At 65.7% G+C, this 21,210-nt stretch carries 23 protein-coding genes; 5 read left to right on the top strand and 18 right to left on the bottom strand.

All coding sequences use genetic code 11. The annotated features are described in order from the left end of the window. Positions 1 to 99 precede the first annotated feature (99 nt). The 6 genes from CXQ90_RS03405 to CXQ90_RS03380 all read right to left on the bottom strand — a co-directional run bounded on the left by CXQ90_RS03405 (position 100) and on the right by CXQ90_RS03380 (position 6,066). Positions 100 to 1,206, bottom strand: coding sequence for a BMP family protein (locus tag CXQ90_RS03405; protein WP_181038408.1), 1,107 nt, complete (start codon positions 1,204 to 1,206; stop codon positions 100 to 102). A 332-nt stretch (positions 1,207 to 1,538) separates the two neighbouring features. Beyond that, a complete protein-coding gene (locus CXQ90_RS03400) occupies positions 1,539 to 2,567 on the bottom strand; it encodes an NADP-dependent oxidoreductase (protein ID WP_104136994.1) in 1,029 nt (342 codons plus the stop codon). Beyond that, on the bottom strand, positions 2,564 to 2,995 hold the full coding sequence (locus tag CXQ90_RS03395) for an organic hydroperoxide resistance protein (protein ID WP_104136992.1): 432 nt from the start codon (positions 2,993 to 2,995) through the stop codon (positions 2,564 to 2,566). The genes CXQ90_RS03400 and CXQ90_RS03395 overlap by 4 nt, the downstream gene beginning before the upstream one ends. 76 nt (positions 2,996 to 3,071) lie before the next feature. Then, positions 3,072 to 3,506 (bottom strand): MarR family winged helix-turn-helix transcriptional regulator, encoded by a 435-nt coding sequence (locus tag CXQ90_RS03390; RefSeq protein WP_104136991.1) that lies wholly within the window; start codon positions 3,504 to 3,506, stop codon positions 3,072 to 3,074. A gap of 166 nt (positions 3,507 to 3,672) precedes the next feature. After that, positions 3,673 to 4,872 carry an amidohydrolase gene (locus tag CXQ90_RS03385; RefSeq protein ID WP_104136989.1) on the bottom strand — a complete coding sequence of 400 codons (1,200 nt, stop codon included), beginning with the start codon at positions 4,870 to 4,872 and terminating at the stop codon, positions 3,673 to 3,675. Between the two features lie 60 nt (positions 4,873 to 4,932). After that, positions 4,933 to 6,066, bottom strand: a complete 1,134-nt coding sequence (locus tag CXQ90_RS03380) for a mannose-1-phosphate guanylyltransferase (RefSeq protein WP_104136988.1) — start codon at positions 6,064 to 6,066, stop codon at positions 4,933 to 4,935. A gap of 259 nt (positions 6,067 to 6,325) precedes the next feature. On the opposite strand from CXQ90_RS03380, the gene sdhC reads away from it, so the two are divergent. The 5 genes from sdhC (at position 6,326) to CXQ90_RS03355 (ending at position 10,751) form a co-directional block, all read left to right on the top strand. Then, positions 6,326 to 6,706 (top strand): succinate dehydrogenase, cytochrome b556 subunit, encoded by a 381-nt coding sequence (gene sdhC / locus CXQ90_RS03375; protein WP_104136986.1) that lies wholly within the window; start codon positions 6,326 to 6,328, stop codon positions 6,704 to 6,706. 3 nt (positions 6,707 to 6,709) lie between these two features. Then, positions 6,710 to 7,177: a succinate dehydrogenase hydrophobic membrane anchor subunit gene (locus tag CXQ90_RS03370; RefSeq protein WP_104136984.1), complete on the top strand. Its 468-nt coding sequence runs from the start codon at positions 6,710 to 6,712 to the stop codon at positions 7,175 to 7,177. Between the two features lie 103 nt (positions 7,178 to 7,280). Continuing rightward, on the top strand, positions 7,281 to 9,080 hold the full coding sequence (sdhA, locus tag CXQ90_RS03365; RefSeq protein WP_104136983.1) for a succinate dehydrogenase flavoprotein subunit: 1,800 nt from the start codon (positions 7,281 to 7,283) through the stop codon (positions 9,078 to 9,080). A gap of 1 nt (position 9,081) precedes the next feature. Further along, positions 9,082 to 9,864, top strand: coding sequence for a succinate dehydrogenase iron-sulfur subunit (locus CXQ90_RS03360; RefSeq protein ID WP_104136981.1), 783 nt, complete (start codon positions 9,082 to 9,084; stop codon positions 9,862 to 9,864). A 116-nt stretch (positions 9,865 to 9,980) separates the two neighbouring features. Further along, positions 9,981 to 10,751: a S9 family peptidase gene (locus CXQ90_RS03355; RefSeq protein ID WP_104136980.1), complete on the top strand. Its 771-nt coding sequence runs from the start codon at positions 9,981 to 9,983 to the stop codon at positions 10,749 to 10,751. On the opposite strand, the gene CXQ90_RS03350 is transcribed toward CXQ90_RS03355, so the two are convergent. The 12 genes from CXQ90_RS03350 to CXQ90_RS03295 all read right to left on the bottom strand — a co-directional run bounded on the left by CXQ90_RS03350 (position 10,708) and on the right by CXQ90_RS03295 (position 21,210). Next, positions 10,708 to 11,772, bottom strand: a complete 1,065-nt coding sequence (locus CXQ90_RS03350) for a YihY/virulence factor BrkB family protein (RefSeq protein ID WP_104136978.1) — start codon at positions 11,770 to 11,772, stop codon at positions 10,708 to 10,710. The genes CXQ90_RS03355 and CXQ90_RS03350 overlap by 44 nt on opposite strands. A gap of 37 nt (positions 11,773 to 11,809) precedes the next feature. Beyond that, positions 11,810 to 12,406: a 2'-5' RNA ligase family protein gene (locus CXQ90_RS03345; RefSeq protein WP_258064349.1), complete on the bottom strand. Its 597-nt coding sequence runs from the start codon at positions 12,404 to 12,406 to the stop codon at positions 11,810 to 11,812. Positions 12,407 to 12,410: 4 nt separating this feature from the next. Then, the gene (gene trpS / locus CXQ90_RS03340) at positions 12,411 to 13,502 is read right to left on the bottom strand and encodes a tryptophan--tRNA ligase (RefSeq protein WP_104136975.1); all 1,092 of its coding nucleotides are present in this window, start codon (positions 13,500 to 13,502) and stop codon (positions 12,411 to 12,413) included. 17 nt (positions 13,503 to 13,519) lie between these two features. Beyond that, entirely contained in the window at positions 13,520 to 14,353 is an 834-nt protein-coding gene (locus CXQ90_RS03335) for an exodeoxyribonuclease III (RefSeq protein ID WP_104137421.1), read from the bottom strand. Between the two features lie 10 nt (positions 14,354 to 14,363). Continuing rightward, entirely contained in the window at positions 14,364 to 14,927 is a 564-nt protein-coding gene (locus CXQ90_RS03330; RefSeq protein WP_104136974.1) for a hypothetical protein, read from the bottom strand. An 82-nt stretch (positions 14,928 to 15,009) separates the two neighbouring features. Further along, positions 15,010 to 15,843 carry an ABC transporter permease gene (locus CXQ90_RS03325; RefSeq protein ID WP_104136972.1) on the bottom strand — a complete coding sequence of 278 codons (834 nt, stop codon included), beginning with the start codon at positions 15,841 to 15,843 and terminating at the stop codon, positions 15,010 to 15,012. Next, the gene (locus CXQ90_RS03320) at positions 15,840 to 16,715 is read right to left on the bottom strand and encodes an ABC transporter permease (RefSeq protein ID WP_258064348.1); all 876 of its coding nucleotides are present in this window, start codon (positions 16,713 to 16,715) and stop codon (positions 15,840 to 15,842) included. Before CXQ90_RS03320 ends, CXQ90_RS03325 begins: the two co-directional genes overlap by 4 nt. Then, positions 16,708 to 17,661 carry an ABC transporter ATP-binding protein gene (locus CXQ90_RS03315; protein ID WP_181038407.1) on the bottom strand — a complete coding sequence of 318 codons (954 nt, stop codon included), beginning with the start codon at positions 17,659 to 17,661 and terminating at the stop codon, positions 16,708 to 16,710. The genes CXQ90_RS03320 and CXQ90_RS03315 overlap by 8 nt, the downstream gene beginning before the upstream one ends. Positions 17,662 to 17,800: 139 nt before the next feature. Next, a complete protein-coding gene (locus CXQ90_RS03310; RefSeq protein WP_104137417.1) occupies positions 17,801 to 18,100 on the bottom strand; it encodes an SHOCT domain-containing protein in 300 nt (99 codons plus the stop codon). Positions 18,101 to 18,275: 175 nt separating this feature from the next. Beyond that, positions 18,276 to 18,941, bottom strand: a complete 666-nt coding sequence (locus CXQ90_RS03305; protein WP_104136970.1) for a response regulator transcription factor — start codon at positions 18,939 to 18,941, stop codon at positions 18,276 to 18,278. Further along, complete coding sequence (locus CXQ90_RS03300; RefSeq protein WP_104136969.1) at positions 18,938 to 20,122, bottom strand: sensor histidine kinase; 1,185 nt, start codon at positions 20,120 to 20,122, stop codon at positions 18,938 to 18,940. Before CXQ90_RS03300 ends, CXQ90_RS03305 begins: the two co-directional genes overlap by 4 nt. A 194-nt stretch (positions 20,123 to 20,316) precedes the next feature. After that, on the bottom strand, positions 20,317 to 21,210 hold the full coding sequence (locus CXQ90_RS03295) for a bifunctional methylenetetrahydrofolate dehydrogenase/methenyltetrahydrofolate cyclohydrolase (protein WP_104136968.1): 894 nt from the start codon (positions 21,208 to 21,210) through the stop codon (positions 20,317 to 20,319).

Below are 21,210 nucleotides of genomic sequence, written 5' to 3'. Positions count from 1 at the left end.
TAGTGCCTGCAGTCATGCGTGAGCCTGAAGCGCCCAACGAAAAGCGCCACCTCCCGTGCAGTCAATGACCATCCGGGCGGTGGCGCTTAGCGGTGGAAGTTACGCCTTGGGGCTGGCTGCGGACTCAACCTTCAGCTTGCCGTCGACGATGTCCTTCTTGATCTGGTCCAGCTCCGTCTTAACCTCGGCAGGAACAGCCGAATCAAGATCGTGGAACGGGGCCAGCTGGACGCCTTCATTGGCGAGCGTGCCGACGTACGGCTCGTTGGTGAACTTGCCGTCCTTGTCTTCCTTGACCACTGTCTCAACGGCGTTGCCCATCTGCTTCATGACCGAGGACAGCATGATGTCCTTGTAGTCGGGCGCGGTGAGGAAGCCGTCGGAGTCGACCCAGATGAGCTTGACGTCCTTGCCTGCGGCCTTGGCATCCTTGAGGGCCGCACCGGCGCCCTTGCCCACCGGGCCGGCAACGGGCATGACCACGTCAGCACCCTGGTCCAGGAAGTTCTGGGTCAACTGCTTGCCCTTGTCCTGCTTTACGAAGTCGCCGGTGAAGCTGCCGTCCTGCTTGGCCTTGTCCCAGCCGAGGAGCTTGACGTTCTTGCCCTTCTTCTCGTTGAAGTACTTCACGCCGTCCGCGTAGCCGTCCATGAAGATGGTGACCGTGGGGATCTTGATGCCGCCGAAGGTTGCCACCGTCCCGGTCTTCGACGAAGCGGCGGCCAGGTAGCCTGCCATGAAGGCAGCCTGGGCCGTGTCGTAGATGATCGGCTTGACGTTGGCAATCGGCTTGGCGTAACCAAAGTCGATGATGGCGAAGTGGCTGTCCGGATTGGCCTCGGCCTGCTTCTTCGTAGCGTCACCGAGGAGGAAACCGACCGTCACGGTGAGGTCGCAGCCCGCTGACACCATGGCCCGAAGGTTCGGCTCGAAGTCGTTGTTGGTCTGGGACTCGACCTGGTTGACCTTGATGCCAAGCTCCTTCTCAACCTTCTTGAGGCCCTCGTAGGAGGACTGGTTGAACGACTGGTCGTCGAATCCGCCGGAGTCGGACACGATGCAACCGGAGTAGTCGCTGGCGGTGGCGGTCGGCGTGCCTGCTTGGGGGGCAGGGCCGCAGCCGGTCAGCAGCAGGGCTGCAGCGCCGACGGAAGCCACGCCGGCGAGCGAACCGCGCTTGACGTTTGCACGCAGTGAGTTCTTCAAATTTCCTCCAGGAAGAAAGAGATAGGCGCCGCGACGGAGATTCAATGAGTGTCCGTTTCTAATGCTCCACACAGAAACTCTGTTTTCACTGATGGTTTCGCAGCACTGCGCCGAAGCGCACTTATGAAAGCCACTGTAGTGGGCTGCGCCACGTCCGGATAACACATCGGAGGCCGAAAACGAAGATTGTTGAGAACTTGTTACCTACCAGTAGCGGGGCACCTGCGGGCGGGTCGCGGAACCGGCAGCAGCCCCGCCAAAAACTGCGCGAACGAACACTTGAGACCCCGGATCGCCGGGGCCTCAAGTGTTCGTTCGCGCTTTTGGTTCTGCTAGATGCGGACCAGCATCTTTCCGGTGTTCGCACCGTCCAGGAGGTCAATGAAGGCCTGGGGCGCGTTCTCGAGGCCGTCCACCACGGTTTCGTCGTAGGCGACCGTGCCGCCGGCCAGCCAGCCGGCCATGTGCTCAGCAAACTCGCCGGCGTACTGCCGGTAGCTGCTCACGAGGAATCCCCTGAGCGTCAGCTGCTTGCCGATGGCCAGGGCGAGGTTGCGCGGAGCGGCCGGCGGTTCCGTCGAGTTGTACTGCGCGATGGCGCCGCACATGGCCACCCGGCCGCCGACATTCAGGACGGACAGCGCGGCCTCGAGATGGTCGCCGCCCACGTTGTCGAAGTAGACGTCAATCCCGCGTTCGCCGGCCGCAGCTTTGAGCTGGTCCCGAACAGGAGCGTCGCGGTAGTTGAAGGCAGCGTCAAAACCGAGCTCCAGGAGTCGGGCCACCTTCTCCGCGGAGCCGGCACTGCCGATCACCCGGGACGCGCCCATGGCCTTGGCGATCTGCCCCACGAGCGAACCGACGGCCCCGGCGGCACCCGAGATGAACACCGCGTCCCCGGCCTTGAACTCGGCCACTTTCAGCAGGCCGGCATAGGCGGTGAGCCCGGTCATGCCCAGCGCGCCGAGGAAAGCGGAGGCCGGGGCAAGGTCAGTTCGCGCGGGCGTCGTTGCGCTGGCGTCCACCACCGCGTGCTCCCGCCAGCCGAATTGATGTACGACGGCGTCCCCCACCTTGCGGTCGGCAGCGCGGGACGCGATCACCTCACCCACGGCCCCGCCGTCGAGCGCTGTATCCAGCGCAAACGGCGCTGAGTAGGATTTGACGTCGTTCATCCGGCCGCGCATGTACGGATCCACCGAGATGAACTGGTTCCGGACCAGCACCTGCCCGTCTCGGAGCTTCGGAAGCGGACTTTCGGCGAGCCGGAAGTTCCCCGGTGCCGGGCGGCCCGCGGGGCGCGACGCCAGCTGGATTTCGCGTGTTACAACGGGCAGCGCCGGGTCCTGGCCGCCGCTCATGCCGCGAACTCCACGAGGGTCAGGGCCACATCCATGTTGCCGCGGGTCACGTTGGAGTAGGGGCAGATCCGGTGCGCCTTGGCCATGAGCGCCTCGGCGGCGGCCCGGCCCAGTGCCGGCAGGGCGATCTCGAGTTCGGCCGCAAGGCCGTAGCCTTCACCGCCGTCGAGGGCGCCGAAGTGGACCTTCGCCGCCACGGCGGAGTCGGTGAGGTCGGCGCGTTCCTTGCGGCCCACCACCCTCAGGGCGGAATGGAAGCAGGCGGCGTAGCCGGCGGCGAAGAGCTGTTCCGGGTTGGTGCCCAAGCCGCTTCCGCCGAGTTCCACGGGGCTGGCCAGGGTTACGTCCAGCTTGCCGTCCTTAGTGCGTGCGGAGCCGTCGCGGCCTTCGCCTGAGGCGAGAGCCTCGGCAGTGTAGAGAGTCTTCAAGTTAGGTTCCGTTCTGATGGTTGGGGATGTCCGCCTGCGGCGTGCGTAGGTGTCCGGGCGTGAGGCCGGAGTGAGCTCAGTGCGAATCTTGCAGGGCGGCCGTGAGCTTGCCGAGGGTTACGCGGAGCTGGTCCAGTTCGCGGGGGCTCAGGCCGGCGGCGTCAGCCAGTCGCTGGGGAATGCCGGACGCCTTGCTGCTGAGGGCCGTTCCGTCCGCTGTCAGGTGCACGGCAACCCGGCGTTCATCCTCTGCGGAGCGGCGGCGTTCCACCAGGCCCATGGCTTCGAGCCGCTTGAGCAGGGGTGAGAGGGTGCCGGAATCGAGTCCCAGCTCCTCCCCCAGTTCCCGCACGCCGCGCGGTTCGTTTTCCCACAGCACCAGCATCACGAGGTACTGGGGATACGTCAGGCCAAGCTCGTCCAGCAGCGGCCGGTAGACGGCAGTGGCCGCCCGCGATGCTGCGTAGAGCGCAAAGCACACCTGGCGGTCAAGGCGGGGAGCGTCGGTCATGGCAATAACGCTAGCCCACAATTCAATTGTGCACAACTCACATTGGTAAAAGAGAAGCGCGAACTGGCAGCTGATGCCCTCAAATCTGGAGTTTGAGGGAATTAGCTGCCAGTTCGCGCTCGTCCGAAGGGGGCTAAAGTGTTCGTTCGCGCTCGTCCGAAGGGGCTTAGAGGTCGCGGATCGTGCGGAGGGCCGCGGCTGTGAGCACCTGGATGCCGTAGCCCAGGGCGCGCTCGTCCAGAATGTAGTCGCCGCGGTGGAGGTCGTACTCCTCACCGCCGGGGGTCTTGGTGCCCAGGCGCATCATGGCACCGGGCAGCTCGGCAAGGAACCAGGCGAAGTCCTCCCCGCCCATGGACTGCGGGGTCAGGACCACGGCGCCTTCGCCGATCTCGGCGCGGGCCGCGGCCTCGATGAGCGCGGTCTCGTGCTCCGAGTTGACCACCGGCGGCACGCCGCGGGTGTGCTCCAGGTGCACATCCACGCCGTAGTGCGCGGCCACCTGCTGCACCACTTCGTCGAGCAGCTCGCCGGCGCCGTGCCAGGCGTCGCGGTCCAGGCAGCGCATGGTTCCGGCCATGAAGCCGGTCCCGGGAATAGCATTCGGCGCCGAGCCGGCGTTGATCTGCCCCCACACGACCGACACGCCGCTGCGGACATCCACCCGGCGGGACAGGACGGCCGGGACGTTCACGGCGATCTGGGAGAGGGCGAAGACCAGGTCTTCGGTCAGGTGCGGCCGGGAGGTGTGGCCGCCGCGGCCGCTGAGTTCGATCTTGATCGTGTCGGACGCCGAGGTGATGGCACCGATGCGGGTACCGATCTTGCCAACGTCGATCCGCGGGTCGCAGTGCAGCGCCAGGATGCGCGGCACGCCGTCCAGGACGCCCTGCTCGATGCAGGCGTGTGCGCCGCCCGGCATGGTTTCCTCGGCCGGCTGGAAAATGATCCTGACCGATCCGCCCAGGGGGACTTCCTGATGCATGCGGTGCAGCACCAGGGCGATGCCCAGCATGGTGGTGGTGTGGACGTCGTGGCCGCAGGCATGGGTGACGCCGTGGTTCTTCGAGGCGAAGGGCAGGCCCGTCTCCTCGATGATGGGCAGGGCGTCGATGTCGCCGCGCAGCGCGGTGGCGATGGGGCCCTCGCCGATATCCACGGTCAGGCCGGTGCCCTCGAGCCGCCGGGGCTCCAGGCCGGCGGCCTCCAGCCGTTCCACGAGCTTGTCGGTGGTCCGGAACTCCTTGAATGACAGTTCGGGGTGCGCATGCAGGTCCCGGCGAAAGTCGATCAGTTCCGGCAGTAGCGGTTCGAGCCACGGCCCCACCAGCGCGGTGGGTTCAGCTTCAGTAGTGTAATTGCGCACACCTCAACTGTAGCGAGGGCCGAAAGAATAGCGGCATCGCCTTCGCCGCGTTACGGATTGCTAGAGAACGTCGGTGTCGCCGCTGGCCTTCAGCGCGTCCACGGCCTGCTTCACACGCTGGGAATGCTGCTTGGTGGTGACCAGCAGGGCATCCGGGGTATCGACGATGACCACGTCCTTGATCCCGATCAGCGCGATGACGCGCTTGGTGTCCGAGACCACCACGCCGCTGGCGTTTTCGGTGAAGACGCGCGCGCCTTCGCCGAGGACAGTCACCTCGTCCACTTCCTTGGCGCTGTTCAGCCGGCCAACGGAGGCGAAGTCGCCGACGTCGTCCCAGCGGAACGTTCCGGGCACGACGGCGACGTCCCCGGCGGCCGCTGCGGGCTCGGCCACCGCATAGTCGATGGCGATCTTGGGCAGGGTGGGCCAGATACGCGCGGTGACTTCGTCACGATGCGGCGTGTCCCAGGCCTCGGCGATTTCCTGCAGGCCGATGAACAGTTCAGGCTGGTTTGCTTCGAGGTGCTTGAGCATGAGTGCGACGGGGGCCACGAACATGCCGGCGTTCCATACGTATTCACCGCTGTCCACGTACTCCTGGGCGACTTCCTCGTCCGGTTTTTCGACGAACTCCACCACGGCCTGGGCGCTGGGCGCACCGGGGATGTGAAGCGACGCGCCGGAGCGGATGTAGCCGAATCCCGTGGACGGGTGCGTCGGCTTGATGCCGATGGTGACAATTTTGCCGGCCGCGGCCGTGTGAATCGCTTCGCGCACGGCGTCCTGGAAGAGCTCGTCCGGGCTGATCACGTGATCGGCGGCGAAGGAGCCCATGATGATGTCCGGATCCCGCTGGTGCAGGATGGCCGCGGCCAGGCCGATTGCGGCTCCGGAGTCTTTCGGCTCGCTTTCCAGCACCAGGTCGCCGTCCTGGACCTCCGGCAGTTGACGGCAGACGGCCGCCCTGTGCGCAGTTCCGGTGACAACCAGGACGCGATTGCCCGCAAGGGGCTCGAGGCGGTCGTAGGTGGCACGCAGGAGCGTGCTTCCCGAGCCGGTGAGGTCGTGAAGGAATTTGGGAGCTGCTGCACGTGACAGAGGCCAGAGGCGGGTCCCCACACCGCCTGCAGGAATCACAGCAATAAAGCGGCTGATAGGTGAATCCTGGCTTGTCACTTTGTCTTTACTCATCACGGCCTACTTTAGCCGACGACCCCGTCCTGTCCCCCTGTGACGCCGCCGGCCGCATGGACACAGTCGTAACCGGATGTGGTGTTCGTCTCAAAATCCGCGAAAAACCGTACAGTACGTGGTCACCAAGGACCGCCTGAATTGAATAAGCTGTGAGCGAAGCCTAGATTTAGGCCTGAGCTACGAGTGCTCTCGCAGTAGGCGTTCCCCCCGCGTGGATCCCACGCCAGCGCCGCTGTGTTGCAGGGAGGTTTATTCAGTGCCGACGAAACCAGCTGGCACCTTGTACCGCGGCCGTGAAGGCATGTGGTCCTGGGTTGGACACCGCATTACCGGTGTTGTGATCTTTTTCTTCTTGTTGGTCCATGTGCTGGACACCTCCCTCGTGAGGGTGTCGCCGGAGGCCTACACCGCTGTGATCGGTGCCTACAAGAACCCGCTGATGGCCCTGGGTGAAACGGGCCTCGTCGCAGCGATCGTGTTCCACGCCTTTAACGGCCTGCGGATTATCGCCGTCGACTTCTGGAAGAAGGGTGCCAAATACCAGCGCCAGATGCTCTGGGTAGTGCTGGTCCTCTGGATCGTCACCATGGTGGCCTTCGCCATCCGCCACCTGTCCCTCGCACTCGGAGGTCACTAAGCCATGACTGCAACGCAGATCCAGTCCCCGCGCAGCGGCAGCACCGTCGCTCCGAAGTACCGCCGCGGCGGCAGCTCCCGCGGCAACTTCGAAATGCTGGCGTGGCTCTTCATGCGGCTCTCCGGCGTGGTGCTGGTTGTCCTCATCTTCGGCCACCTCTTCGTGAACCTCCTGGTGGGCGAGGGCATTCATGCCATCGACTTCGGCTTCGTGGCCGGCAAGTGGGCCGACCCGTTCTGGCAGTTCTGGGACCTCGCCATGCTCTGGCTTGCCATGCTCCACGGCACCAACGGCGTCCGCACCATCATCAACGACTACGCCGAGAAGGACTCCACCCGCTTCTGGCTCAAGATGGTCCTCTTCAGCGCCGCTGCCGTGATCATCATCCTCGGCACCCTGGTGATCTTCACCTTCAACCCGTGCCCGGTAGTGGACGGCGTCCAGCTCCCCGGCGGCTTCTGCCCCGCGTAGCAAACCGCGGCTGCCCGCCCCGTCTGGCGGGCATCCGTTTTGCGGAGCCGGCTTCAGCCCGCCCGTAGTTTTATTGCGAATTTTGAGAGAAAGAGCGTCTGGTATGCAGGTCCATAAGTACGACGTCGTCATTGTCGGTGCCGGTGGCGCTGGCATGCGCGCCGCGATCGAATCCGGTCAGCGCGCACGAACAGCAGTACTGACCAAGCTCTACCCCACCCGCTCCCACACGGGCGCGGCGCAGGGCGGCATGTGTGCGGCATTGGCCAACGTCGAAGAAGACAACTGGGAATGGCACACGTTCGACACCATCAAAGGCGGCGACTACCTGGTTGACCAGGATGCCGCCGAGGTCATGGCCAAGGAGGCCATCGACGCGGTGCTGGACCTCGAGAAGATGGGTCTTCCGTTCAACCGCACGCCCGAGGGCCGCATCGACCAGCGCCGCTTCGGCGGCCACACCCGTGATCACGGCAAGGCTCCCGTCCGCCGCGCCTGCTATGCAGCAGACCGCACCGGCCACATGATCCTGCAGACGCTGTACCAAAACTGCGTCAAGCACAACGTTGAGTTCTACAACGAGTACTACGTCCTGGACCTCCTCACTGTCGAGGAAGACGCAGTGCGCGAGGACGGCACGGCGTACAAGCAGAAGCGCGTTGCCGGCGTGGTCTCCTACGACCTCGCCTCCGGTGAACTGCACGTTTTCCAGGCCAAGTCCGTGGTGTTCGCCTCCGGCGGCGCCGGCAAGGTCTTCAAGACCACGTCCAACGCCCACACCCTGACCGGCGACGGCATGGGCATCGCCTTCCGCCGCGGCATCCCCCTGGAGGACATGGAGTTCTTCCAGTTCCACCCGACCGGCCTTGCCGGGCTCGGCATCCTGCTGTCCGAGGCCGCACGCGGCGAGGGCGCCATCCTGCGCAACTCCGAAGGTGAGCGCTTCATGGAGCGCTACGCCCCTACCATCAAGGACCTTGCTCCCCGTGACATCGTGGCCCGCTCCATGGCCAACGAAGTCCGCGAGGGCCGTGGCTGCGGACCGAACAAGGATTACGTCCTCCTGGACCTGACCCACCTTGAGCCGGCGCACATCGACGCGAAGCTGCCGGACATCACCGAGTTTGCCCGTACCTACCTCGGCGTTGAGCCGTACACGGAGCCGGTTCCAGTGTTCCCGACGGCGCACTACGCTATGGGCGGCATCCCCACGAACATCACCACCGAAGTGCTGCAGGACAACGACACCGTGGTGCCGGGCCTGTACGCAGCCGGCGAGGTGGCCTGTGTTTCGGTGCACGGCTCCAACCGCCTGGGCACCAACTCCCTGCTGGACATCAACGTGTTCGGCAAGCGCGCCGGCATCGCCGCCGCAGAGTACGCCAGGACGGCCGACTTCGTGGAACTCCCGGAGGATCCGGAGGCCTACACGATTGAGCTCCTCAACATCGCCCGCAACGGCAACGGTGACGAGAAGGTGGCCCAGATCCGCAAGGAACTCCAGGACACCATGGACGCCAACATGCAGGTGTTCCGCACGGCTGAAACCCTCAACCAGGTCCTCAAGGACATTGCCTCCTTCGAGGAGCGCTACAAGCGCATCAACGTCCAGGACAAGGGCAAGCGCTTCAACCTGGATCTCCTTGAGGCCGTTGAACTCGGCTTCCTGCTGGAACTGGCGAAGGTCATGACGGTTGCTGCCCTGCACCGCGAGGAATCGCGCGGTGGCCACTTCCGCGAGGACTTCCCGGAACGCGACGACGAAAAATTCATGAAGCACTCCATGGCGTACAAGGACGAGCACGCTCCCGCGGACGGGTCCGCGGAAAGCATTGCCGGGATTCGGCTTGGCACCAAGCCGGTTGTATTTACGCGCTACGAGCCGATGGTGAGGAAGTACTAATATGTCCGCTGAACTTGCTGAGCCAGCCTCGAAGATCGAGCTGCCTGCCCACGTGGGAGGCGGCGGAGAAATCCCCACCTTCGACATCACCCTGCGCGTCCGCCGCTATGACCCCGAGATCTCTTCAGAAGCCCGCTGGGATGACTTCAAGCTGACCATGTACGGCACGGACCGCGTGCTGGACGCCCTGCACAAGATCAAGTGGGAAGTGGACGGCAGCGTCTCCTTCCGCCGTTCCTGCGCCCACGGCGTCTGCGGCTCCGATGCCATGCGCATCAACGGCCGCAACCGCCTGGCCTGCAAGACGCTCCTGAAGGACCTGGACACCACCAAGCCCATCACCGTTGAGCCCATCAAGGGCCTGCCGGTGGAAAAGGACCTGATCGTGGACATGGAACCGTTCTTCCAGTCCTTCCGTGAGGTCATGCCGTTCCTGATCAACCGCGGCCACGAGCCCACCAAGGAGCGCCTCCAGTCCGCGGAGGACCGTGAGCGGTTCGACGACACCACCAAGTGCATCCTCTGCGCCGCGTGCACGTCCTCCTGCCCGGTGTTCTGGACCGACGGCCAGTACTTCGGCCCGGCCGCGATCGTCAACGCCCACCGCTTCATCTTCGATTCCCGTGATGACGCCGGCGACATGCGCCTGGAGATCCTCAACGACAAGGAAGGTGTGTGGCGTTGCCGCACCACCTTCAACTGCTCTGAAGCATGCCCGCGAGGCATCCAGGTCACGCAGGCGATCGCTGAAGTCAAGCAGGCGATCCTCGCCCGCAAGATATAACCAAAAGACACCGCGGACGACGGCGTCTCTCACCACGTGCGGACAGCGCACGGTGAGGGGCGCCGTCGTCGTATCCGGCTCAGCGCAAGAGAGCCCGTCTATCGAAAGGGTGCGTCATGTCACGTTCCGAAAAAGTCACCTTCGAAGGTTCCACGGGGGAACTTCTCTCTGGCCTCCTGGACCTGCCCGACGGGCCGGTGAAGGGATGGGGCGTGTTCTCGCACGGCTTCACGCTGGGCAAGGACAGCCCCGCGGCATCGCGCATGTGCAAGGCACTGGCTGAAAGCGGGATCGGCATGCTCCGCTTCGACAACCTGGGGCTCGGCGATTCCGCGGGCCTGTGGTCCGAGGGCTCCTTCAGCCACAAGGTGGCGGACACGGTCCGTGCCGCGGAATTCATGCGCGCGGAGGGCCGGCAGATTTCGCTGCTGGTGGGCCACTCGTTCGGCGGCGCCGCGGTCCTCGCGGCGGCGTCGGCGATCCCTGAACTGGACGCCGTGGCCACCGTGGCCGCCCCGTTCTCGCCGAAGCATGTGGCGCACGTCTTTGACGCCGCGCTGGACAAGATCCTGCGCGACGGCAGCGCAGAAGTGGACCTCGGCGGCAAACGTGTGGAAATCCGCCGGCACTTCGTGGAAGACCTGGAAAACGCCGACCTCACCGACTGCATCAAACGGCTGCACAAGCCCCTGATCGTGCTGCACTCCCCCACGGACAACACGGTGGGGATTGAGAACGCCAGCACCATCTTCCAGACGGCACGACACCCGCGCAGCTTCGTCTCCCTCGAAGGCAGCGACCACCTCCTGACCGGCAAGGGGCAGGCGGCCCGGGCAGCGAAGATTATCGCGGCGTGGGCCGATCAGTACCTCGACGCCGGGCGGTAACGCCCACCGGGCGCGGGTGCTCGGCCGGGTGGTGCCGCTCCACGGGCGTCTTTCCGGGCTGCACCTGGCGTGAGCCCCAGCCTGTGGTCTTGGCAGCCGGGGCTGCTTTCAGGTCCTCCTCGCGGACGGCGGACCAGGCGGCGGACACGAGGTATACCTGGCTGACGAGGTTGAACCAGATCAGCAGCCCGATGATGATCGCGAACGGCGCCAGGATGGGGTTCCGTCCCGCGCCGGCCAGCAGTTCGGTGCTGAACACCTGGAGCACTGTGGTGCCGACTCCGGCGAGGATAGTTCCCTCCAGAAGTGCCCGGCGGGACAGCTTAAGGCCCCCTGCCAGCCTGAACATGATGATTGCCGTGACCCAGTTCAGCACCAGCGGCACGGCGATCTTGATCGAAGCCGCCAGCGGCCCGGCCACGGCGGGGTCCATCCGGAGCTGCTCCATCACCCAGCCGGCGGCGGTTCCGAACACGAGCGATGCGCCGGAGCTGATGACCAGTGCGACGCCGAGCAGCAGCAGGGTTCCGGCGTCGCGCAGTTTCATGATCACCGGGTTCAGTTTCCGCGGCCCCAGCCTCATGACGCCGCGGAGACCCTCGCGGAGGCCGGCGATCCAGCCCAGCGACGTGACCACGGTGACGACGGCGGCGATGACTGCGGTCCAGCCGAGGCCATCAGGGTTCAGGAGGTCCTTCGGGTCCACCAGGCCGTCGCCGCCGTTGACCTTGAGCAGGCCCGGGGCACTTTCCGAGACGCTGGCGATGATCCGGTCCAAAAGCACCGGCTGGCCGCGGAGCATGAGCCCGGCGACGGAGAATCCGGTGGTCAGCAGGCCGGTGATGGAGAAGAACATGTTGAACCCGATGCCGGCGCTCATCAGCGGGCCGTGCTGGCGGGTGTAGTGCTGCCACGCACGCATGGGCCGGAATGCGTTCAGCCGGGCCAGGAGCCATTGGAACAGGGCCGTGGTCTGGGGCACGGGCCCTGCGCCTGACCTGCGCGCTTTGCCCAGCTCCATCTGCTTGCGGCTAACCTCCAGCTTGAGGCGCGCACGTTCAGTGGGTAGCGGTTGCTCCGTCGGCGTCTGCTGCTCGGAGGGTGTCCCGTTCGCCGTCTGATTCGGTACCAAAGTCAAGCTCTTCCCGTAGCTGCCAAATACCGTCTGTGTCGTGTTCGTAAAGTCCCATGCTAACCACGGGGAAGGTCGCCCTGTAGTCACTCAGCACCGTTTCGGCCTCATCGAGGCTCTCCGGAGCGACGTCGTGGGCAATGGTCACATGCGGGTGGTAGGCAAACGGCAGATCGCGTGCCAGCGGACCGGTCTGCAGTTTTTCGTGGAGTTCGACGCAGGCGCCAAAGCCTTCCTCCACATTGATGAACACCACCGGCGATACGGGCCTGAAGGAGCCGGTTCCGGCGATGGTGACCATGAACGGCGCCTGCGTGCGGGCCACTTCCCGGACGTGGTCCCGGGCGGTTTCCCAGTCCTGTGTGGGCGTGGTGGTGACGAGGGTGATGTGCGCCGGAATGACCGTGGCCATGGGGTCCCCGAAGGACGCCCGCCATCGCTGCAGTTCCTCCGCGATCTCAGGCGGGAAGCCCAGAATGACCCCGAGGCTCATTCCGTCGCTGACTTTCCTGTTGCCCGGCATCGGTCTAGAGGGCTCCGGCGTATGGAAGGAATCCGACCTTGGCATAGACGTCCTGAAGGGTGGCCGACGCAATCCCGCGTGCCTTGTCCGCACCGAGAGCAAGCAGACGGTCGAGTTCTGCGGGGTCTGCCAGCAGTTCGTTGGCGCGGCTGCGGATCGGCGTGAGGTGCTCGGTCACCACCTCGGCCAGGTCCACCTTTAGATGGCCGTACATCTTGCCTTCGTAGTCCTTGACCAACTGCTCCACGCTCTTGCCGGTGATGGCGGAGTAAATGGTCAGCAGGTTGGAGACGCCCGGCTTGGCCTCGCGGTCGAACCGGATCTCCGTCTCGGCATCCGTCACGGCCGATTTGATCCGCTTGGCGATGACTTTGGGGTCATCGAGCAGGTTGATCAGGCCGGCCGGCGACTCAGAGGACTTCGACATCTTGGCGGTGGGCTGCTGCAGGTCGTAGATCTTCGCCGATTCCTTCTGGATGAAGGGCTCGGGAACAGTGAACGTCTTGCCAAACCGGGTGTTGAACCGGGCGGCAAGATCGCGGCTGAGCTCCACGTGCTGCCGCTGGTCTTCGCCCACCGGGACGCCGTGAGGCTGATAGAGCAGGATATCCGCTGCCTGGAGCACGGGGTAGGTGAAGAGCCCCACGCTCGCGGCATCCGAGCCCTGCTTGAGCGCCTTGTCCTTGAACTGCGTCATGCGGGAGGCCTCGCCGAATCCCGTGATGCAGTTCAAGACCCAGGCAAGCTGGGCGTGCTCGGGCACCTGGGACTGGACAAACAAGGTGCACTTGTCCACGTCCACGCCGCCGGCAATGTACTGGGCCGCAGTGACGCGGGTGCGGCGGGCAAGCTCCTGGGGATCCTGCGGGACGGTGATGGCGTGCAGGTCCGGGATGAAGAAGATGGCATCGTACTCCTCCTGCATCCGCACCCAGTTCACGAGGGCGCCCAGGTAGTTGCCGAGGTGCAGCGAGTCCGCGGAAGGCTGCATTCCCGACAGGATGCGGTGCCGGATTCCGGCGTCCTGCCGGGTTCCGGCGCCGGCCACGGGCTGCTCGGAAGCGGCGGCGTCAGTCACGGTGGGGGTGGAGGTCATTCGTCGAGGCCTTAAGACTAGAGCTGGTAGTCCACTACCAGCGGTGCATGGTCAGAGAAACGTGTGTCCCACGAGGGAGCCCGGTCAACCACGGCCGAAACTGCTGCGGCGGCGAGGCCCGGGGTCGCCATGTGGTAGTCGATGCGCCAGCCCGAGTCATTGTCGAAGGCCTGGCCGCGCTGCGACCACCAAGTGTAGGGGCCGTTGACGTTACCCGCCAGGCCCCTGTGAACATCCTTCCAGCCGATTTCCTCACTGAAGAAGCGGTCAAAGTAGGCACGCTCCTCCGGAAGGAAGCCCGCACGCTTGACGTTGCCTTTCCAGTTCCTGATATCCAGCTCGGTGTGGCCCACGTTCAGGTCGCCCGTGACCAGTGCGTGGTCGCTGTGTTTGGACAGCTCGGTCAGCCGGGTGGTCATGACGTCCAGGAAGCGGTACTTGTCCACCTGCTTGGGAGTGTCTGCCTCGCCGGAGTGCACGTACGCGCTCACCACGGTGAGCTGGGCAGGATTGCCGGCGGCGTCCGTGACCCGGAAGTCCGCTTCCACCCAGCGTCCGGCCGTAGCGAAGTAGTCGTCGCCGATGTGTGTGCGTGTGGCGACCGGCTCGGCCCGGGAGGCAATGGCGACGCCGGCGCGGCCCTTGGCCTCGGCCTCCGCGTGCAGGATGTGCCAGCCTTCGCCGATGAGTTGGCGGACGATCGCGTCAGGCGCGCGGACCTCCTGAAGGGTGAGGATGTCCACCTCGCGGGGTGCTAGCCACTCGGCCATGCCCTTCTTATAGGCAGCGCGAAGGCCGTTCACGTTGACTGTTGCGATGCGAAGGTGGTCCTTCTTCAATGCCGAGCTCACCCGTTCCACTCTAGTCGATGATGGTTCCGGTCACGGGCTCACCGGAGTCGCCGGAGGAGTTGATCATGTCGCGGGCATTGGTGGCGGTGATCTCGATGGTCTCGAGGGCGCGGCGGATGGTGTCCGGGTCAGCGGCGGCGCCCTTGGCACGTTCCTGCTCCACGACGCGCACCTGGACCTGCACGATCTTGAAGGAGTGGTCCAGCTTCATGTCCCGGATTTCCTCGGCTTCGCCGCGCTCGCCCACCAGGCGGGTTCCGCCGTGGTCCGTGGACACCCGTGACGGCGCGCGTCCGGCAGCGGCGTTGAAGGCGTTCTGCGCCTCGTTGAGCTTCGCCCCTGCCTTCTTGGCGGCCTTCTGGATGCTGAAAACCACAAAGGATGCCAGCAGCAACCAGAACAGTGCGATGACGGCCACGACCCAGCCGACGACGTCGTTCTGGTTGGCGGCGAAGATGACGGCCACCACGAACGCCGTGACCAGGACCATCAGGCCGGGACCGCTGATGCGGAACATGGAGAATCCGCCCTTGGCCGGGTTGGACGAAGATTTGGGGCTGCCCAGAGATTGCATGCAGCTATTGTCTCAAACCCTCGGCCCCGGCCCCGTACGCTTCCACCCCCGGCGAACAACAGTCCGAAGGCAGTGAGCGGAGCTACTTCAGGAACAGGCTCCTGAGCCTCCCCGTAGTCAGCATGAGCCCCAGCACGATCATCACCAGGTAATAGCCGATGTGGACGGCGGTGGCCGGGGTGAAGGTGGCCGCATTGATCTGCCGGAGCAGCTCAACGCCGTGCCAGAGCGGCATCGCCTGGATTAGCCACTGGATGTACTCCGGGTAGACGCTGAGCGGGTAGAAGGTGGCGCTGAACAGGAACATGGGAAGCATGATGAAGTTGATCCAGTCCATCTGCTGGAACGTCTTCATGAAGCTGGTGATGCCCATGCCGAAGCTGGCAAAGCCGAAGGCGATGAGGACCGAGGCGGGAACCATCAGGAGGGCCCACGGCGTGGTGATCAGTCCCATGAGGCCCATAACGGCGGTGAACCCCGTGGCGTACAACAGCCCGCGAAGCAGCGCCAGGAAGATCTCCCCCATCGCCACATCCAGCGGCCCCAACGATGTGTAGAGCATGCCCTGGTAGAGCTTGGCGAAGTTCATCTTGAAGAAGACGTTCCAGGTGGAGTCGTACACCGCACCGTTCATCGCGGAGACGGCGAGCAGCGCTGGAGCGATGTACGCGGCGTAGCTGATCTCCTGGCCACCCGGGCCCTGGACGGAGCCCACCACGGCGCCCATGCCCACACCCATGGAGAGCAGGAACAGGACGGGCTCGAAGAACCCGGACAGCATGACCATCCAGTTGCTGCTTTTGGTGGCCATCAGCCCGCGCCCGATCACAGCCTTGGCGTTTCGCGAATATAACGGGCCGAAGCGCCGGTTCCGCGCTTCTTCGGTAACGCTGTGGCCTTGGGTCAGGACTGTCACTGCCCCATCCTCCTGACGAATTGACGCTTGGTGAGTACCCATCCCAGCCAGGCGAGCCCGAGCAGGAACACGACGTGGATGATGGTCAGCACCGGGGATTCGTCGTAGCCGTAGGTCATGACCCGGCCCAGCTCGGTGCCGTGCCAGATGGGCGAGATCCAGCCGATCCAGCGGACCAGCACGGGCAGCGTGTCCAGCGGGAAAAAGGTCCCGGAGAACAGGAACAGCGGCATCACGATGAACCTCATGACCATCGCGAACTGGCCTTTATCCTCCTTGATGCTGGCGGCGTACGCCATCAACGGCAGCCCGAACGACAGCCCCGCGAGTGTTGCCACCACCACGGATGCCCAGCCCCAGCCGCTCGGCGACGCTCCGAACATCGCCACGATGACGAAGTAGATGACGGACTGCAGCAGGAATCGGATGGTCACTGCGATGATCTGTCCGCCCGCTATTTGCTCCGGCGTCAACGGGGAGGCATGGGGACCGTAGTACACCCGGCGCCACTTAAAGCCGTCCATCACCGGGAACGTGAACTCGGTGGCCGCCGTCATGACGGCGGCGGAAATAAGCAGTGCGGGGGCGATGAAGGCAATGTAGCTCACGCCGCCGAAGACTTCGGCGGTGTTGGTGTCCACCAGCGTGGCCAGGCCGACTCCCATGGCGAACAGGTAGGCCGCGGGCTGCCCCACGCTGTAGAGGAAGATGGACCAGCCGTAGCCCTTCATGACGCGCAGGACCTGCTCGGCGTAGTAGAACGCGCCCCACCGGCGGGCCTTGGCAGCGGAAACCTCCGGCGAGTGGGCACGCAAAGGAGGTGCCGCCGTCGGACCTGCCGTCAGGTCCTTGGCAAAAGACGGTTCAGTCAACGAGGCTCCTGCCGGTAAGCCGGAGGAACACGTCCTCCAGCGAGGACCTGCGCACCAGTGAGGTGAGCGGGCGCAGGCCGCGGGCGGAGACTTCCTCCAGGGCCGCCTCGCCGTCGTGCGTGTAGATGAGGACACGGTCCGGAAGGGTCTCCAGCCGCTCGCCGATGCCTTCGAGTTCCCCGGCGATGCTGGCGTTCCGCTCGGAGCCGAACCTCAGCTCGAGGACCTCGCGGGTGGAGTAGTCCCGGATCAGGCTGGCCGGCGATCCTTCCGCCATGATCCTGCCCTTGTCCACCACGATGATCCGGTCGCAGAGCTGCTCGGCTTCGTCCATGTAGTGCGTGGTGAGGATCAGGGTGACGCCCTGTTCCTTGAGCCTGAACAGGCGGTCCCAGAGGATGTGCCGCGCCTGCGGATCCAGCCCCGTGGTGGGCTCGTCGAGAAGGAGGATGCGGGGCTCGTTGATGAGCGAACGCGCGATGGTCAGGCGGCGCTTCATGCCGCCAGACAGCGCGTCCACCTTGGACTTGGCTTTGTCCGTGAGCTGCGCGAACTCCAGGAGCTCGTCCGCTTTCGGCCGGAGGTAGCTCATGGGCAGGCCGAAATAGCGCCCGTACACCAAGAGGTTGTCCCGGACCTTGAGCTCCTCGTCCAGGTTGTCCTGCTGCGGCACCACGCCCAGGTGGGCGCGGACCTCCGGACCGTGCTGTTCAGGATCCAGGCCCATGATCGTCAGGCTGCCCGACGTCCGCTGGGCTACTCCGCCGATCATCTTCATGGTGGTGGACTTGCCGGCGCCGTTGGGGCCGAGCAGTCCGAACGACTCCCCCGCGGGGACGCTGAAGGAAATACCGTCGACGGCGGTGACGTCGCCGTAGGTCTTGGTCAGGTCTTCCGCGGTGATCACGTATTGCGGCGGGGTGGCTCCGGCTGCTTTCGCGGACACAGGTTTTTTGGACGTTTCTTGAGCGGAATGGAGTTCGGGCACCCCCCTAAGCTAGTACGCCCGGGGGGTCAACGGAATAGCCCGGTCTCAAAAAATCCATTCGTTGTGCGTAGCCCCGGCAGGCGTCCCCTAACCAGTGCTATTTCTGGTCGCCCCGCAGCACCTGAAGACGTTCGTTGTACTCGGATTCGTTGATTTCGCCGCGTGCGTAGCGCTCCCGCAGGACGCTTTCCCCGCCCCGGGCGGTGGCCCATTCGTGGTTCCGTCGCCAGGTACGCCGGGCGAAGAAGATGAACAGTCCGATGACCAAAATCCAGAACAGCGGGAACAGCAGGAACCACGGCGAGAAACCGCCGGCGCCCCACGGTCCGTGGGCTGCGAGATCGGCAGGAAGCCGGGAGGCGGCTGCCGTGACGGTGGTGGCAAGGTCGGTCAGCATGTCAATCATCCAAACTCTCAATAGCGGGCCGTATTTCGGCTCTGCATCGAGTCTGGCCGCGTTGCGCCCGCCAGGCGTCCGCCGTCGGGAGTCACCTTCGGCGGTCGGCGTACTCCGGCGGGAGGCCTGCGCCTACGCCGCCCGGAGGTCCGGCCGTCCGCCTCGGGTCAGGCCGTCAGCCGGCCCAGCCCGGACGCACCAGCCCGGATTCATAGGCCAGCACCACCAGCTGGGCCCGGTCCCGGATCAGCAGTTTGGTCATGATCCGGGAGACGTGCGTCTTGGCCGTAAGCGGTGTGATGAAGAGCCGCTCGGCGATCTCGGCGTTGTTCAGACCTTCGCCCACTAGCCGAAGGACCTCGCGTTCGCGCTCCGTGATCAGGTCCAGGGAGGCAGGCGGTGCCGTCGCCCGGGACTGTACCGCGAGCTGGGCCATGATGCGGCGGGTGACCGACGGCGACAGCAGCGCATCGCCGTCGTGCACCACGCGCACGGCCCGGAGCAGCTCCTCCGGCTCGGTGTCCTTGACCAGGAACCCCGCCGCGCCGGCGCGCACGGCCTCGGCGATGTATTCGTCCAGTTCAAAGGTGGTCAGGATGATGATCCGCGTGCCGGCAAGGTCCTGGCCGGCCATGATCTGCCGGGTGGCCTCGAGCCCGTCGCCGTCCGGCATGCGGATATCCATCAGCACCACGTCGGGATGTTCGCGGGACGCGAGCCGCACGGAATCACGGCCGGTGCCGCACTCGGCCACCACGGTCATGTCCGGTTCGGCGTTGAGCAGGGCGCGGAACCCGGCGCGGATAAGGGTCTGGTCGTCGGCCAGCAGGATGCGGATCATGGCCGGCCGACCCGAGTCCGGGAGGAGGCGGGCGTGTTTGCGTCCGGCAGCGGGATTACTGCCCGGACCCGCCAGCCCGGATCCAGCGGAGCCAGTTCCAGCGTGCCGCCCAAAGCTGCCGCCCGCTCGCGCATCCCCGTCACGCCGTTGCCGTCCGGCACCCCGGCCGCGCCGGCGCCGTCGTCGTCAATAGTCACGGTGAGCAGCCCGGCGCCCGTGCTCGGCGCCGTACCGGCTGCCTCCACGGCGAGGACGACGGCGGCCTGCCGGGCTCCGGCGTGCCGCACCACGTTCGTCAGCGCCTCCTGGACAATCCGGTAGGCGGCCTCCTGGACAGCGTCAGGCAGCTGCGCGGCGACGTCCGGATCCGGCAGGCTCAGGGTGACCTCCAGCCCCGCGCGCCGGGCGTTGTCCGCGAGCTCGGGGATCCGCGACAGCCGTCGCGGCGGCGCCGGGCTGAGCGGGGCATCGTCGCGCAGGACGCCGAGGAGCTGGCGGATCTCGGCGAGCGAATCCTTGCTCGCGGATTTGATGGCCTCCAGCGCCGGGCGGAACTGCTCGGGATCCTTCTCGCCCAGATGGAGTGCCACCGATGCCCGGACATTGATCAGGGAGAGCGAATGCGCCACGACGTCATGGATGTCGCGGGCGAGCGTAAGGCGGTACTCGTCGCGGGCTGCCTGCTCCCGCGCCTCCCGCTGCCGTCGCCGTTCAGCCACGCGTTCGCTGCGGAGCCTTGCGCCCTCCCCCAGGAGCACCAGGATGGCCAGCCACGCGGTGCCGGCGAAGGCCCGGAGCAACCCGGCCTCATCACCGCGTGAGAATGACACGGTCACCAGCGCGGCTCCGCATGCCCCCGCCACGGCCCAGGTTTGCCAGCGCTTGCCCGCTGCCGCGGAGAACACGATGGCCAGCGCCAGCGACAGGAACACCGGACCCCATGCGTAGCCGAGCGCCAGGTACGCCGCCACCGCGGCGGCCGCGGCGGGAAGCATGACCAGCGGGGCACGCCGCCGCAGCGACAATGCGGCCGGCCCCAGCAGCAGCAGGGCGAAGGCCAAGGCGTCCAGCGGCCGGTGGTCCGGCTGCCTCGCGGAGGCGAACACCGTGCCGACAACCTGGACCATGGCCACCGCGATCACGATGACGGCGGTGGGCGGTCCACGGAAACGGCGCTGCATAGTCCGAGCCTAGCCGCGGAGGTACCGGTCGTCGTCTGCTTAACGGCGTAGGGCGCCTACTCCCGGAGGAGTAGGCGCCCTACGCGGTTCCGCTGTTGAGCATGGGGCCACAACCGCCGGTTTCCCTGGCCGAGCCTGCGAGGTTAGGGGCGGTTGGGGAGCGGAACCCGAAGGCCGGCAAGCCCGATCAGCGGTTAGGCAATGCCCGCTTTGCGCTCCGCGGCTTCGACCACGTTGGTCATGAGCAGCGCCACGGTCATGGGACCGACGCCGCCGGGGTTCGGCGAAATCCAGCCGGCCACCTCGGCAGCGGCGGGATCGATGTCGCCGTGGACCCTGCTCTTGCCTGTCTCGGGGTCGGTTTCACGCGTTACACCGACGTCGAGCACGGCCGCGCCCGGCTTCACGTCCGCAGCCTTGACGATGTGCTTGGCACCCGCCGCGCCCACGATGACGTCCGCCTGCCGCAGCAGCTCCGAGAGGTTCTCGGTGCCGGTGTGCGTCAGCGTCACGGTGGCGTTCACGGCCCGCCGGGTGAGCAGCAGGCCGATCGAGCGGCCGATCGTGACGCCGCGGCCGACCACCACGACGTGCTTGCCCGCGAGGCTGTAGCCGTTGCGCTCCAGGAGCTCGATGACGCCGCGGGGCGTGCACGGCAGCGGCGAGGTGATCTCGCCGCTGACGTTGAGCACCAACCGGCCAAGGTTGGTCGGGTGCAGGCCGTCGGCATCCTTGGCGGGGTCGATCCGCTCGAGGATGGCGTCGGTGTCCAGGTGCTTGGGCAGCGGCAGCTGCACGATGTAGCCGTGGCAGGCGGGGTCCGCATTGAGTTCGTCAATGAGGGCCTCAACCTGGGCCTGGGTGGCATCCGCCGGAAGCTCACGCTGGATCGAGTTCATCCCGATCTCCACAGACTGCTTGTGCTTCATGGACACGTACAGCTGCGAGGCCGGGTCCGCGCCCACTAGGACAGTGGCAATGCCAGGGGTGACGCCGCGGGCCTTCAGGGCCGCGACACGCTCAGCCAGCTCGGATTTGATGGCGGCAGCGGCAGCCTTGCCGTCAAGGACCTTCGCGGTCTGCGCCAT

Source organism: Arthrobacter sp. ZGTC131 (assembly GCF_002929275.1).
In the GTDB taxonomy this organism is placed as follows: Bacteria; Actinomycetota; Actinomycetes; order Actinomycetales; family Micrococcaceae; genus Arthrobacter.
The sequence above is the reverse complement of the archived record's forward strand: the minus strand, read 5'-3'. Positions and strand labels throughout refer to the sequence as shown.